The 14,012-nt window shown below is 62.5% G+C and carries 12 protein-coding genes; 7 read left to right on the top strand and 5 right to left on the bottom strand.

Annotated features, from left to right (window positions below; translation table 11 throughout):
- Nucleotides 1–33: 33 nt before the first annotated feature.
- Both hflX and C7T36_RS20300 read left to right on the top strand, forming a co-directional pair.
- Nucleotides 34–1,557, top strand: coding sequence for a GTPase HflX (gene hflX, locus C7T36_RS20295; protein ID WP_045067393.1), 1,524 nt, complete (start codon nucleotides 34–36; stop codon nucleotides 1,555–1,557).
- A 19-nt stretch (nucleotides 1,558–1,576) separates the two neighbouring features.
- The gene (locus C7T36_RS20300; protein ID WP_045067394.1) at nucleotides 1,577–2,581 is read left to right on the top strand and encodes a hypothetical protein; all 1,005 of its coding nucleotides are present in this window, start codon (nucleotides 1,577–1,579) and stop codon (nucleotides 2,579–2,581) included.
- 66 nt (nucleotides 2,582–2,647) lie between these two features.
- Here C7T36_RS20300 and C7T36_RS20305 read toward each other — a convergent pair whose 3' ends face one another.
- Genes C7T36_RS20305 through C7T36_RS20320 form a run of 4 tightly spaced genes read right to left on the bottom strand, consistent with a single transcriptional unit; the run spans nucleotide 2,648 to nucleotide 6,786 of the window.
- Entirely contained in the window at nucleotides 2,648–2,905 is a 258-nt protein-coding gene (locus tag C7T36_RS20305; RefSeq protein WP_033234824.1) for an HPr family phosphocarrier protein, read from the bottom strand.
- Between the two features lie 36 nt (nucleotides 2,906–2,941).
- Nucleotides 2,942–5,014, bottom strand: a complete 2,073-nt coding sequence (locus tag C7T36_RS20310) for a fructose-specific PTS transporter subunit EIIC (RefSeq protein WP_045067395.1) — start codon at nucleotides 5,012–5,014, stop codon at nucleotides 2,942–2,944.
- An 18-nt stretch (nucleotides 5,015–5,032) separates the two neighbouring features.
- On the bottom strand, nucleotides 5,033–6,022 hold the full coding sequence (gene pfkB, locus C7T36_RS20315) for a 1-phosphofructokinase (protein ID WP_033234822.1): 990 nt from the start codon (nucleotides 6,020–6,022) through the stop codon (nucleotides 5,033–5,035).
- Entirely contained in the window at nucleotides 6,019–6,786 is a 768-nt protein-coding gene (locus C7T36_RS20320) for a DeoR/GlpR family DNA-binding transcription regulator (protein WP_045067396.1), read from the bottom strand. The genes pfkB and C7T36_RS20320 overlap by 4 nt, the downstream gene beginning before the upstream one ends.
- Before the next feature lie 205 nt (nucleotides 6,787–6,991).
- On the opposite strand from C7T36_RS20320, the gene C7T36_RS20325 reads away from it, so the two are divergent.
- The 3 genes from C7T36_RS20325 (at nucleotide 6,992) to C7T36_RS20335 (ending at nucleotide 11,286) form a co-directional block, all read left to right on the top strand.
- Nucleotides 6,992–8,665 carry a phosphoenolpyruvate--protein phosphotransferase gene (locus tag C7T36_RS20325; RefSeq protein WP_045067397.1) on the top strand — a complete coding sequence of 558 codons (1,674 nt, stop codon included), beginning with the start codon at nucleotides 6,992–6,994 and terminating at the stop codon, nucleotides 8,663–8,665.
- A 45-nt stretch (nucleotides 8,666–8,710) separates the two neighbouring features.
- On the top strand, nucleotides 8,711–10,009 hold the full coding sequence (locus tag C7T36_RS20330; RefSeq protein ID WP_045067399.1) for a uracil-xanthine permease family protein: 1,299 nt from the start codon (nucleotides 8,711–8,713) through the stop codon (nucleotides 10,007–10,009).
- A 134-nt stretch (nucleotides 10,010–10,143) separates the two neighbouring features.
- Nucleotides 10,144–11,286 carry an acyl-CoA dehydrogenase family protein gene (locus tag C7T36_RS20335; RefSeq protein ID WP_033234819.1) on the top strand — a complete coding sequence of 381 codons (1,143 nt, stop codon included), beginning with the start codon at nucleotides 10,144–10,146 and terminating at the stop codon, nucleotides 11,284–11,286.
- Nucleotides 11,287–11,352: 66 nt separating this feature from the next.
- Here the strand turns inward: C7T36_RS20335 and lexA are convergent, their stop codons facing one another.
- Complete coding sequence (gene lexA, locus C7T36_RS20340) at nucleotides 11,353–12,078, bottom strand: transcriptional repressor LexA (protein ID WP_033234818.1); 726 nt, start codon at nucleotides 12,076–12,078, stop codon at nucleotides 11,353–11,355.
- Between the two features lie 390 nt (nucleotides 12,079–12,468).
- On the opposite strand from lexA, the gene C7T36_RS20345 reads away from it, so the two are divergent.
- The gene (locus tag C7T36_RS20345) at nucleotides 12,469–13,092 is read left to right on the top strand and encodes a LysM peptidoglycan-binding domain-containing protein (protein WP_052683515.1); all 624 of its coding nucleotides are present in this window, start codon (nucleotides 12,469–12,471) and stop codon (nucleotides 13,090–13,092) included.
- A gap of 225 nt (nucleotides 13,093–13,317) precedes the next feature.
- The gene (nrdR, locus tag C7T36_RS20350; RefSeq protein ID WP_033234817.1) at nucleotides 13,318–13,803 is read left to right on the top strand and encodes a transcriptional regulator NrdR; all 486 of its coding nucleotides are present in this window, start codon (nucleotides 13,318–13,320) and stop codon (nucleotides 13,801–13,803) included.
- Nucleotides 13,804–14,012 lie beyond the last annotated feature (209 nt).

Here is a 14,012-nt window from a genome sequence, read left to right on the forward strand (position 1 = left end):
CGCTGTGAGGTTTCGTGGGAACATGGATCTTGTATGACGAAATCACATGACAATCAAGAATCCACTGCAGACGAGTCTGCAGAATCGTTTGCTGCCGACTCTTCACCGGCAGGCGAGCAGGCCGAGTACACAGCCGACGAGTCCGACTACGCAGCGTCTTCCGGTTCCGGAACGCCGTCGGTTGGTGAAATGCAGCTTTCCGAGCGTGGTGCATTGCGCCGCGTTGCGGGACTGTCCACCGAGTTGGAAGACGTCACCGAGGTCGAGTACCGCCAGCTGCGCCTCGAGCGTGTTGTCCTGGTCGGTGTCTGGACCCAGGGAACTGCTGAGCAGGCAGAGTCCAGCATGGCCGAGTTGGCTGCACTGGCGGACACGGCCGGATCAGAGGTTCTCGACAGCTTGGTACAGCGCCGCGACAAACCCGATACGGCTACGTACATCGGTTCCGGCAAGGCCCAGGAACTACGTGAAATCGTGCTCTCGACCGGCGCCGACACGGTCGTCTGCGACGGTGAATTGACACCTGCGCAGCTCACCGCGCTGGAGAAGATCGTCAAGGTCAAGGTCATCGACCGCACGGCCCTGATTCTCGATATCTTTGCTCAGCACGCCACGTCCCGCGAAGGTAAAGCTCAGGTCGCTTTCGCTCAGATGGAGTACATGCTTCCTCGCCTGCGTGGTTGGGGCGAGTCGATGTCGCGCCAGGCTGGTGGCCGTGCCGGCAGCAACGGCGGTGTGGGCCTGCGTGGTCCCGGTGAGACCAAGATCGAAACCGACCGTCGACGCATTCGTGAGCGCATGGCAAAACTGCGGCGCGAGATCAAGGCCATGAAGGCGGCCCGTGACACCAAGCGGACGCGTCGACTGCGCAGCGACATCCCCGCTGTTGCCATCGTCGGCTACACCAACGCCGGTAAGTCGAGCTTGCTCAATTCGCTCACCGGGGCAGGCGTACTGGTGGAAAACGCACTGTTCGCCACCCTGGATCCGACTACTCGTCGGGCGTCGCTCGAAGACGGCCGCGAGTACGTACTGACCGACACCGTCGGTTTTGTTCGGCACCTTCCTACCCAGTTGATCGAGGCATTCCGCTCGACCCTCGAAGAGGTTGCCGACGCGAATCTGCTGATGCACGTCGTGGACGGTTCCGATGCATTGCCCACCGAACAGATCAAAGCCGTTCGGGAAGTGATCACGGACGTTCTGCGCGAGACCAATTCGCCTGCGCCGCCGGAGTTGATCGTGGTGAACAAGATCGACGCCGCAGATCCGGTGACGCTCACGCAATTGCGTGCGTTGCTTCCCGGCGCTGTGTTCGTCTCCGCCAAGACGGGCGAGGGAATTGCGGAATTGCGGGCCCACCTGGCCGAGGTTCTGGTGCGCCCCGACGTGGAAGTCGACGTTCTGGTTCCGTACCACCGCGGCGATCTGATGGCCAAGATCCATTCCGACGGAACAATTCTGGAGTCGGCTCACGAGGAATCGGGAACCCGGGTTCACGCGCGCGTTCCACAGATGTTGGCGTCGGCTCTGGTCGAGTACGCACCGAGTGCGTAGTTGGTCGAGTACGCACCGAGTGCGTAGTTCTTACTTCGCAACTGCCGCTGCTACCGGCGCACTGGTAGTCCTGCTGTCCGGAAGTGCTGGAGCGCAATCGAATACACCCGTCCCGGAGACGGGTGTATTCGAGCCACTCTGCACACCGACCGATCCCGGACTCGAGGAACTCTCCGGCATGGTGGCCGTCGGCAACCGGATCTACGGGGTCGGCGACAGTGGAAACGACGAAGTTGTCCTGGAACTGGACACCGATTGTGTTGTGCGAAACTGGATTCCCGTGCCGATCGACCCGTACGACATCGAGGATCTCGCGTGGTACGACGGATCGCTGATTCTCGCGGACATCGGCGACAACCTCAGGACCCGCGAGACCGTCGCGTTCATCACGCTCGACCCCGCGTCGGGTAGCGCGTCGTTGCATCGCGCGACCTACCCAGACGGACCGCACGACGCCGAAGCAGTGCTGGTCGATCGAAGTGGCCGCGTATTCGTCGTCACGAAGGAACTTTTCGGAACGAGCAGTATCTACACACCAGCGCAGGGCCAGAGTATTTCCGCGCTGGCCGAACCCGGGCCGACACCGCTGACGCGAGTCGGAACACTCAGCACAGGGGACGGGACTGCCGCTTCGATGTTCACCGGCGGCGCGGTGTCCGCAGACGGTTCGGTGGTGGCCCTGCGGAATTATTCGGATGTCTATCTCTACCGGGTCGGCGAGAAGGGGATCGGCGCCGCACTCACCGAGGGGCAGCCGCTACGCATCCCGACGCCGTATCAACCTCAAGGTGAGTCCGTCACCTTCACGGAAGCCGGCGATCTGGTGATCGGTTCCGAGTCGAATGGTGAAGCGCTTCCGCCGCTGTACGTCTTGCGCGGCTCTGTCGAGAAGGCACTGGCGTCGCAAAACGGAGAGTCAGCGGGCGAAGAGTCGAGCAACGCAGCGGTGTGGGGCATTGCCGGCGGTGTTGTTGTGATCGCCATCGGCGGTGGTTTGCTCGTCCGCTTCCGAAGGCACAGATAGAAGCACAGCAGATAGAAACACCAAAGCCGGACACTCATACGAGCGTCCGGCTCTGGTGACGGATATTCAGGCGTCGAGATCGGCAGCAACCAACTCGGCAACCTTCTCGAGGGCGTCGATGTCGTCGGATTCGATGGTGACTTCGGCACCCTTGGCGGCGCCGAGCGTCATGATCATCAGCGCCGAGCCTGCGTCCACGGGTTCTTCGCCGGCAACGGCGAGAGTCACGGTGGCTCCGGAGGCGCCCACCGCTTCGGCGATGAGGGCAGCGGGGCGCGCGTGGAGGCCAACTGCGGAACCTACGGCAACTGTCTTACTTGGCATGAGAACTCCTCAGGGTGGTGGTGGGTGTGATGTCGATCATGCCGCAGCGGGCACGATTTCGGGGTCCAACTCGGCGTCTGTCGGGCCACTTCGGATGAACTGTTTTGCGCCGATGACCGCCACCGCAGCTACGACGGTTCCGGCGGCGAGAGAAACCAGGAACCAGCCGATTCCGCCGACTGCGAAGAATACGAAGATTCCGCCGTGCGGAGCGCTCAGTGTGACGTCGAATGCCATGATCAGACCGCCGGTGATGGCGCCGCCGGCCATCATCGAGGGAATGACACGCAACGGGTCGGCAGCGGCAAAGGGGATGGCGCCTTCGGAGATGAAGGCAGCGCCGAGCAACCAGGCAGCTTTTCCGTTTTCACGTTCTGCTTCACTGAACAACTGGGGGCGCAGGACGGTGGATGCAAGTGCCATCGCGAGCGGCGGGACCATGCCGGCCGCCATGACGGCGGCCATGATGCGCAGCGATGCGGGGTCGTCGACGTTCAGACCGGCTACGGCGAAGGCGTAAGCAGCTTTGTTGACCGGTCCGCCCAGGTCGAAGCACATCATCAGGCCGAGGATGATGCCGAGGAAGATGGCGGAGCTACCCGAGAGTCCGTTGAGCCAGTCGGTGAGTCCGGTGGTGATCGCGGCCAAGGGGCGGCCGAGGACCAGGAACATCAACGCGCCGACGATCATGGTGGCGAACAGCGGAATGATCACGACGGGCATCAATCCGCGGAGCCACTGCGGTACGGAGATCCGGCCGATGTACAGCGCGACCACACCGGCGATCAGACCGCCGACGAGGCCGCCGATGAATCCGGCACCGACAAAGACGGCTACCGCGCCGGCCGTGAAACCGGGGGCGATACCTGGCCTGTCGGCGATGGCAAAGGCTATGTAACCCGCGAGCGCCGGCACGAGGAAGCTGAAGGCCAGCGAACCGATCTGGAAGAGTACGGCGCCGAGGTAGGTGGCGAGGCCGCCGTCAGGCAGGTTTGTCAGTGAGTTGTTGAGAACGATGTCCCCGGCGGGACCGGAGATTTCGTAACCGCCGAGGAGGAAGCCGAGTGCGATGAGCAACCCACCGGCGGCGACAAACGGAATCATGTAGCTGACACCGGTCAGAAGGACCTGCCGCAGGTGCGTGCCGAACCCGACGTCGCCGGTCTCGCCGTCATCCGCGCCGGCAGCGGCAGTCCCGTCCACCGTTGCCGCTGAGGGATTGTCAGCGGCGCGGAGTGCTTCGGCCAGCATCTTGTCCGGTTCGTTGATCGCCCGTTTCACTCCGGACGCCACGACGGGTTTACCGGCGAACCGCTCGCGGCCCTTCACCCCGACATCGGTGGCAAAGATGACGGCCGCGGCACTTGCGATCAGCGACGGAGAGAGCGGTGTGCTGCCGCTCGAACCCTGTGTTTCCACGTGGACCGTGACACCGGCGCGTTCACCGGCGGCGACGAGGGAATCGGCGGCCATGTAGGTGTGAGCGATGCCGGTGGGGCAGGCCGTGACGGCAACGACGTGACGCTCGGCAGCGGCAGGCGCGGCCGGTTCCGGCGGCGTCGGCTCGGCTGAGTGTTTCGCTGTGGAAACAGCGGCAGCTGCCGGCTCTGGAGTAGACGGCTTTGCCGGTGCCGGATTGAGCACCTCGTCGACCAACCGCACGATCTCATCAGGCGTCGGGGCTTCCCGAAGGGATGTGACAAATGCGGGCCGTACCAGGGCGCGAGCCAGCGACGACAGGAGCTTCATGTGTTCTGCGCCGGCGCCCTCGGGGGCGGCGATCAGGAACACCAGGTCGGCAGGACCGTCCGGGGCTCCGAAGTCGACCTTCGGATCGAGGCGCGCAAACCCCAGCGACGCCGACGTCACGGCCTCGGCGCGGCAATGCGGGATCGCGATTCCGCCGGGTAGGCCGGTGGCGGACTGCGCTTCGCGGGCCAGGGCGGCGTCGACCAGACCGTCGGCGTTGTCGGCGCGTCCCGCCGCGGTCAGTCGCGCGGCCAGCGCACGGATGACGTCCTCTTTCGAGGCGCCGAGATTGGTGTCGAGTGAGATCAGTTCTGGGCTGATGATCGGGGAGCCGGAACTGCGTGCGGTGGGTTCGGACATGTCGATTTCCTTACGGCGTCAGGCGAGTTCGGTGGGCAGGGCGGGTGCGGATGTGGCAGACGAGATCGTGACGCCTGCAAGATCGACTTGATCTGGAGTCGGGAGGGTAGTGCCGGGGAGGGAGGCGGCAGCGCTTCCGTAGGCGACAGCGTGGCGAAGGCATTCACCTGGATCAGCCCCGGCGGTCGCCGCGAGGATGTATCCGGCAAGTGAGGAATCGCCCGCGCCGACGGTACTGACCGCGACGATCGGGGGAGCGGTGGCAATCCAGGTGCCTTCGGCGGTGACCAATACGGCTCCCGCTGCTCCGAGAGTTGCGAGCACCGCGCCGACACCGCGTTCGACCAGAAGAGTGGCCGCAGCGATCGCCGGCCCCGGATCGCCTTCTTGTGCAGCATTTTCCAGGGCATTGCCGTCGACGCCGGTGAGTTGCGCCAACTCCTCGCCGTTGGGCTTGAGGAGATCCGGCGCCGTGAGCGGAAAGTTCTCGGCAAGAGCGGATAGTGGCGCGTCGGAGGTGTCGACCGCGACCTTGCAGGGGTGATCGCGCAGTGCCGCAACAAGTTCGCCGTACCAGCCGGGATCGACGCCAGGTGGAATGGAACCGGACAGCACAATCCAGCTGGCTACATCTGCTCGTGAAACGAGTTCGCGTGCCAGGTTGTCGAGTGTTGTGCCGGAGAGGGCCGCGCCAGGTTCGTTGATCTTTGTTGTGGTTCCGTCCGGTTCGGCGACGGTGATGTTGGTGCGAGCGAGGCCCTCGGTTGCGACGCCGAGGTGGGGGATTGCGCCATCTGCAAGTGTGCTGAGAAGCGGGTCGCCCGGGTTTCCGGGAAGAATCGCGAGAACCTCGAGTTTCGCCGCGCTCAGGACGCGTGCCACGTTCACCCCCTTGCCGCCCGGATCGCTGCGCGTGGAGTGGGCTCGCAGGACTGAGCCACGCTGGAGTGGTTGCTCCAGTTGCACCGTTCGGTCGATGCTCGGGTTGGCTGTCAGGGTGACGATCATGCGATGACTACCTCGATTCCCTGGTCGTGGAACTCGGACGTGTCGGTCGGGGTGATGTCCTCGTCGGTGATGAGGACGTCAATGCTGCTCAACGGCGCGAAGCTGATGAGATGCTCGCGGCCCACCTTGCTTGAATCTGCCAGTACCACTACGTGATTGGCGGCCTTGACCATTGCTCGTTTGACTGCTGCCTCCTCGCTGTCCGGGGTGGACAGTCCGTGTCCGAGGCTGATGGCATTGGTGCCGATGAAGGCGACATCGACACGCAAGGTGCCGAGCAGTCGTAGTGCGTCCTCGCCGACCGCTGCTTGGGTGACTCCGCGAACCCGGCCGCCGACGAGGATGAGCGATACCGAGTTCATCGACGCGAGTCGCGCTCCGATCGGAACGGAATTGGTGATCGCAGTGAAGTCGAGATCGGTCGGAATTTCGGTAATCATCCGACCGGTGGTGGTGCCGGCGTCGAAGAGTGCGCTACCGCCGTTCGGCGGCAGGTACGACAGCGCACAACGGGCGATGCGGTCTTTCTGTTCTGCGCGGGTTTGATCACGTTCGGCCATGCCGGGTTCGGTGACGTGCAGTGAGGCGGTGGGTACTGCGCCGCCGTGGACGCGTCGTACCTGCCCGATTCGTTCGAGGAAGGCCAGATCGCGTCTGACGGTTTCGGTGGTGACGCCGAAGGTCTCGGACAGTGCCGCCACGGACATGCGTCCTCGCTGCGACACCATCGTGCCTATCGCTTGTTGGCGTTCTTCCGCGTACACAGTCTCTCCGTTGCTGGTGCCGGTCGTGATTCGCGGGTGCGGTGCGAGTCACAGTCAATGTTGCTTTATGTTGTTTTACGCCCGAGTGTGTTGACATGTCAAGAGTTGCGAGTAATCTTCGTCACAACAAAGCTGAACAGGAAGTCGGCGCGGCGTGGGACCTACGGTTGGTGGCCAGTCGGGCAAATCGTTTCTAGGAGGACCGATGACCGAACAGATCGATATCGCGAGTGTGCATGGAACACCGGTTGTTCCCGGAGTCGCTTACGGCCCGGCAATCTGGCCTTCCCGGCGCCCCGAGTTGATCGCAGAAGCCCCACCGCTGGACGAGTCGGTTCGGGCAGCCGCCCAGGACGATTTCATCGCCGCGGCCAAGACAGTCGAAGGTCGACTGCTCGCCCGAGCGGCCTCTGCCACTGGCGCTGCCGCAGAGGTGCTGACGGCAAATGCGGCTATGGCAGCTGACCGGGGCTGGATCGGGATAGCGAAGAAATCCATCGCTGCCGGGGTGCCTCCGGTTCAGGCCACCATCGCAGCGACCGAACAGTTCGTGACGATGTTCACGAAACTCGGCGGGGTGATGGCAGAGCGTGTGACGGACCTCAAGGACATTCGCGATCGGGTGATCGCCGAGCTGTCCGGACTGCCGGAACCAGGAATTCCCGCGCCCGAGACGCCGTCCGTTCTGTGCGCCGACGATCTTGCGCCGGCTGACACGGCTGGTCTCGACGCGACCAAGATCATCGGGCTCGTCACGGTTCTTGGTGGTCCCACCAGCCACACCGCGATCATCGCGCGCCAACTGGGGATTCCGTGCATCGTGGCAGTCAAGGATCTCGAGACGGTTCAAGCCGGTACTCCCGTACTGATCGACGGGACCACCGGTGAGGTGATCAGCAATCCCGATGCAGACAAGGCAAAGGCGCTGGTCGAGCAGTCCAGACTCGAGCGTGAGCGGGTCAGCACCTGGGTGGGCCCAGGGCGCACAGCCGACGGTCGGCCCGTCGACGTACTGGCCAATGTCCAGGACGGCGCGGGTGCCCGGGCGGCAGCGCTCACCGCTGCCGACGGTATCGGACTGTTTCGGACCGAACTGTGTTTCCTCGGACGTGAGACGGAGCCGACGGTCGACGAGCAGGCGGCAATCTACACCGAAGTTCTGGAAGCGTTTGCGGGCAAGAAGATCATCGTCCGCACCCTCGATGCCGGGTCGGACAAGCCATTGAAGTTCGCCAATCATCAGGAGGAGGCGAATCCCGCTCTCGGTGTTCGAGGCGTCCGAATTGCCTGGCAGGACATGGGAATTCTCGATCGGCAACTCGACGCGATCGCCGCTGCAGCAGCTCGTACGGGCTCGTCGCCGTGGGTCATGGCGCCGATGATCGCGACCCCGGCGGAAGCTAAACGCTTTGCCGAGGCCGTCCGAGTCCGTGGCCTCGTTCCCGGCGTCATGGTCGAGGTCCCGGCTGCGGCTTTGCTTGCTGATCAGATCCTCGAGCACGTCGAGTTTCTCTCCATCGGCACCAACGACTTGGCTCAGTACACGATGGCCGCCGATCGGATGTCGTCCGAACTCGCGGAGCTCACCGATCCGTGGCAACCGGCGGTGCTCGCATTGGTTGCTCGTACCGCGCAGGCCGGTCAGGCAGTCGGCAAGCGCGTCGGTGTGTGCGGAGAGGCGGCGGCGGACCCGTTGTTGGCGTGCGTTCTTGCCGGACTCGGTGTTTCGTCACTCTCGTGTGCTGCCGCGTCCGTTGCGGGCGTCGGCGCCAAGGTCGGTTCCGTCACCATGGAGCAGTGTGTCGCTGCGGCTGCCGCAGTACTTGCCACTGGCGATCCGGCGTCGGCACGAAAGGCTGCTGCACTCGCCCTGAGTTGAACCGAATGAGGTCGCAGTACCAGCACTGACCTAGTATTTCGGGCTGTGACTAAACGAGAAACGACGACCGGGGCCAGCGGAATCGGTTGGACTGTCCACGGTGACGGTAAACGAATTGCCGACGGCGCCGTGGTGCGCCCGGACGAACGGCTCAGTTGGCCCCGAACCGTCGGCATCGGGATGCAGCATGTCATCGCGATGTTCGGTGCGACACTGCTCGTGCCGACGATTACCGGCTTTCCGGTCACGACCACTTTGCTGTTCTCGGGTATCGGTACCGCGCTGTTCTTGATCATCACCAAGGGACGGATTCCGAGTTACCTCGGTTCGTCGTTTGCGTTCATCGCGCCGCTGACCGCGTCGGCTGGGTCCGGCCCGGCCGCGCAGCTCGGTGCGGTCATGGCGGTCGGTATCGTGCTGATGCTCATCGGTGTAGCCGTGCGCGTGATCGGCGGACGGGTGATCGACGCGGTCATGCCCCCTGTGGTGACCGGTGCTGTCGTGGCGTTGATCGGTCTGAACCTGGCGCCGACCGCAGCCGCGTCGTATCAGTCGCAGCCCCTGATCGCGACAGTGACGTTGTTCTCGATTCTTCTGGTCACCGTTGTCGGACCGGGCTTGCTCGGCCGGCTCGGAATCCTGGTCGGCGTCGTGATCGGCTGGGTTTTTGCCGCAATCTACGGTGGCCTCGACAGCGAGCGTGTTACTGCACTGCGCGAGGCCGACTGGTTCGGTGTCCCGAGCCTGCACGGCCCGTCGTTCGACTGGTCGGTCATCGTATTGGCGCTGCCTGTCGTGATCGTTCTGGTGGCCGAGAACGTCGGACACGTCAAGGCTGTGTCGGCGATGACCGGAAAGTCGTTGGACGACCTGGCCGGAAACGCACTCTTTGCCGACGGCCTCGCAACTACGTTGGCCGGCGCGGGCGGAGGATCGGGTACTACGACGTATGCCGAGAACATCGGCGTGATGGCGGCTACCCGCGTCTACTCGACTGCGGCGTACTGGGTCGCGGCGGCCACGGCGGTCGTCCTGGCTTTCTCGCCCAAGTTCGGCGCGCTGGTGTTCACGGTTCCCAACGGCGTCATCGGTGGCGCGACCATGGTGCTGTACGGCCTCATCGGCATTCTCGGTGTTCGGATCTGGATGGAAGCGAAGGTCGATTTCACCGATCCGGTGAATCTCACCGTGGCCGCTGCCGCACTGGTCGCCGGTATCGGCAACCTGACACTCACCATCGGCTCGGTGGAACTCGGCGGCATCGCCTGGGGCTCGATCGGCATCCTCGTCGCCTACCCGGTCATGCGCTATCTAGCTAAATTCCGTACTTCGAGTAACAGGTAACCGGTACAGTCACGAATCGTGATCGTTCGAGTCATCGACGCGTGCTCGCAGGAGTTCTACCGTCAGAACGACAGTCAGGTGGGACGAGTGGACATCCGTTCGCCCCGTGATGCATCGAAGCAGTAGGAGCTGGCGTGGAACGTACCCTGTTCGAACCGGAGCATGACCTTTTCCGGGAGTCCTTCCAGAAGTTCTTGGCACAGCATGTTGCACCCTTCCACGATCAGTGGGAGGAGCAGAACATCGTCGATCGTGGCGTGTGGGTCGAAGCCGGAAAGCAGGGCTTTCTGGGAATGGCCGTTCCCGAGGAATTCGGTGGCGGCGGTGTAAAGGACTTCCGCTACAACGCGATCATCACCGAGGAAGCCACCAAGGGTGGGTACAGCGGGCTCGGCTTCACCCTTCACAACGACGTTGTGGCGCCGTACCTACTCGATCTGTGCAACGACGAACAGAAGCAGCGCTGGCTACCGGGATTTGCATCGGGCGAGCTGATCTCCGCGATCGCGATGACCGAACCCGGCACGGGCAGTGACCTGCAGGGCATCAAGACCAAGGCAGTTCGCGACGGTGACCACTGGATCCTCAATGGGTCCAAGACGTTTATCACCAACGGCATCAACGCCGATCTCGTCATCGTGGTGGCATGTACCGATCCAGACAAGGGCGCACAAGGCTTCAGCCTCTTTGTGGTCGAGCGCGACATGCCGGGCTTCGATCGCGGACGCAACCTCGACAAGATCGGCATGAAGGCACAGGACACCGCCGAACTCAGCTTCACCGACGTTCGGGTTCCCGCTGCCAACTTGCTCGGTGAAGAGGGAATGGGCTTCCTCTACCTGATGAAGAACCTTCCGCAAGAACGTCTTTCCATCGCAGTGGTAGCTGCCGCGGCTATGGAATCCGTTCTCGAGAAGACCATCCAGTACTGCCGAGACCGCAAGGCATTCGGCAAGTCGATCGGCAGCTTCCAGAACACCCGATTCGTGCTGGCCGAATTGGCGACGGAGACCACCGCCGTCCGTGTTCTCGTCGACAAGTTCATCGAGCAGCTCAACGCCGAGAAACTGACGGTTCAGGAAGCCGCAATGGCCAAGTGGTGGACCACCGAGGCCCAGGTCAAGCTGATCGACCGTTGCCTCCAGCTTCACGGCGGCTACGGATACATGAAGGAATACCCGGTTGCCAAGGCGTACATGGATTCCCGCGTGCAGACCATTTACGGCGGCACGACTGAAATCATGAAGGAAATCATCGGACGGTCCCTGAACCTCTGATCGAAGCAGCGACAACTATGGCCCCGGCATCAGCCGGGGCCATAGTTGGTTTTTGATCTGTACGCGTCAGATCTTGCGCATCACGGTGACTACCTTGCCGAGAATGACGGCGTTGTTACCGGAGATGGGTTCGAACAGGGGATTGTGCGGCATCAGCCACACGTCCTTCTTGACCCGCTTGAATGTCTTGACCGTCGCCTCGCCGTCGATCATCGCAGCAACGATGTCGCCGTTCTCGGCGACATTCTGCTGACGCACGACTACCCAGTCACCGTCGCAGATCGCAGCTTCGACCATGGATTCACCGACAACCTTGAGCATGAACAGCGATCCCTGCCCGACCAATTCGCGGGGGAGTGGGAACACGTCTTCGACGGCTTCTTCCGCAAGAATCGGCCCGCCGGCAGCGATGCGACCGAGGACCGGCACAAATGCAGGCTCAGGAAGCGGATCGCCCGCGGCGCTACGAATCTCCGACGCATGCCTCGTCACCGAAGCGATAGCGGTGTCGGCGGCAACCTCGTCCAGTCCTCGGACATCCACCGCTCGAGGGCGATTGGGGTCGCGGCGAATGAAGCCCTTGCGCTCGAGTGTGCGGAGTTGATGCGCGACCGACGACGTCGACGTCAGTCCCACCGCATCGCCGATCTCCCGGATGCTGGGCGGGTATCCACGCTCGCTCACCGAATCCCGGATCACTTCGAGAACGCGGCGCTGCCGCTGGGTGAGAGCTTCGGCTGACGTCGCGGCAACGCCTGCCGTTGCGGCACTTGTGGAGCGATCGTCCTTCATGGCGTTGAGCCTTCCGTGTTTGCGGTGATTGCGGTGATTGCGTGTTTGCGGTGATTGCTTGTCTACGAGCGGTGGATATCGGGATTATCGGCGGTGCTGTGACTTATTCGGTCGAACTTTGTTGTCTCGGTCGAGCTTTGTTGTCGGTGGTGCGTGGTTCTCTGTGCGTACACGTCGCCCCGGGAGTCCCAGTTCGGAATTCCCATTGTGTGACCTGACACGAATCTAGTCGCATTTGCTCGCGGTTTCAAACATCTGTTCGACCTGTGTCGCTCGAATAGAAGACTTTGTCAGTCAGACGTGGTAGAAATTCGAACATGCGTTCCATCGAACGCAGGTTCGAACCGCTAACGAGTTCGAATGAGCCGGTGTAGATCCGCGGAGGTCAAGATGGGCAACGCAGCACTGAAGTACGACGCAGCTTTCGAGTACGACCCAGCTTCTGATCAGGCACTTCCGGATCCTCGGGTGGCGCCGAAGTACCACGCGTCGTTCTACGATGCCGCGCCATACGACGAGGCCGTCGGGGCGATGGCTTACCGCGTCCGCCGCGAGACGCCGGAATTTCGCGGACGTCGTGACTCCGTTCGTGAGCCGGCTGGTGATCGCCGATTCGATCGAGATTCGGATTCTTCACGGCCACATAGCGGGAACTTCGAACACCGCAATCGAGTGGGAGTGTCGCGGGCGCCTCATATTGTCCATGTCGATCGTGTCGGTTCCGACGGCGTTGGTTGGCGGAGTATGGCCACGGGAGTGCTGTTGACGGCCGTGGCGGTGCTCGGTTTGGTAGGGCTCGCGGCTGTGTCCACAAGTGGTGCTTCGGATCCGGTCGGTGCTACCTCCGTTGTGCGCGTCGCAGCGGGTGAATCGTTGAGCGACATCGCAGCCGATATTGCTCCCGGTCAATCGGTGGGGGTCGTCATCGAGCGGATCATGGATCTCAATGCAATGAATGATTCCAGGCTGAAGGTAGGCCAGACGCTGATTGTTCCTGCCGCGCAGGGGCGTTGACGTAAGCGCAGTGCAAGTCGAGGTCTCGGAGTGCGCGGGTGATCGGCACTCGGTGGCCGGAGAAGGACCGAGCATGCGTTCGGGTGGTGTCGAACGAGTAAGCTGTGAGCTTGACAGTCACACCACCTCGGGTGGTCGCGCATCTGCTCTGTGGATCCTCCGAAGATTTGCAGTTGGTGGGAATCTTCAATTGCGGCCATTCCTGGCAACGAAGAAGGAACCGCGATGCATTGCCCGTTCTGCCGGCACCCTGACTCCCGAGTGGTCGACTCGCGTGAGGCGGATGAAGGTCAGGCAATTCGCCGTCGTCGTTCGTGTCCCGAATGTGGTCGTCGTTTCACGACTGTCGAGACAGCGGTGCTGTCAGTTGTCAAGCGCAGTGGTGTCACCGAGCCCTTCAGCCGCGAGAAAGTCGTGAAGGGTGTGCGCCGCGCGTGCCAGGGTCGTCATGTCGACAACGATTCGTTGAATTTATTGGCTCAGCAGGTCGAGGATGCCGTGCGTGCTTCCGGTTCGGCCGAGATTCCGAGCAACGAAGTGGGATTGGCGATCTTGGACCCCTTACGCAACCTCGACGAGGTGGCATATCTCCGGTTTGCGTCGGTCTACAAATCCTTCAGCTCCGCAGAAGATTTCGAGCGAGAAATCACCGATATGCGTCATCGCGTGGATGCCAAGGCGTCCGGTGAAGAAGCTGTCGCCGTCGACTGAGTCACGTCGAGGGATCTTCCTTAGATAACGCTCCGAGAACAAATAGGGCTTTTGTCCCTATTTTTCGGCGACAGACGCCTACGCTCGACGAGTACGTTCAGCGGTCCGAGTCGGAATCGCAGCATTCGGGCCGAAAGTCCGCATCTGTCGTTACGGAGGCGTTATGCCCTTGAACGGAATTCTCGCAGTAGTCAACAGCCTGGTCACGT

It is taken from the genome of Rhodococcus sp. AD45-ID (genome assembly GCF_003023755.1).
Classification (GTDB): domain Bacteria; phylum Actinomycetota; class Actinomycetes; order Mycobacteriales; family Mycobacteriaceae; genus Rhodococcus_F; species Rhodococcus_F globerula.

Excerpts from the sequence above, each read along its gene's own strand:
- lexA (WP_033234818.1), bottom strand. The coding sequence starts at position 12,078 with ATGAAGGACGATCGCTCCACAAGTGCCGCAACGGCAGGCGTTGCCGCG.
- C7T36_RS20345 (WP_052683515.1), top strand. The coding sequence starts at position 12,469 with ATGGGCAACGCAGCACTGAAGTACGACGCAGCTTTCGAGTACGACCCA.
- C7T36_RS20310 (WP_045067395.1), bottom strand. The coding sequence starts at position 5,014 with ATGTCCGAACCCACCGCACGCAGTTCCGGCTCCCCGATCATCAGCCCA.
- hflX (WP_045067393.1), top strand. The coding sequence starts at position 34 with ATGACGAAATCACATGACAATCAAGAATCCACTGCAGACGAGTCTGCA.
- C7T36_RS20325 (WP_045067397.1), top strand. The coding sequence starts at position 6,992 with ATGACCGAACAGATCGATATCGCGAGTGTGCATGGAACACCGGTTGTT.
- pfkB (WP_033234822.1), bottom strand. The coding sequence starts at position 6,022 with ATGATCGTCACCCTGACAGCCAACCCGAGCATCGACCGAACGGTGCAA.
- C7T36_RS20305 (WP_033234824.1), bottom strand. The coding sequence starts at position 2,905 with ATGCCAAGTAAGACAGTTGCCGTAGGTTCCGCAGTTGGCCTCCACGCG.
- nrdR (WP_033234817.1), top strand. The coding sequence starts at position 13,318 with ATGCATTGCCCGTTCTGCCGGCACCCTGACTCCCGAGTGGTCGACTCG.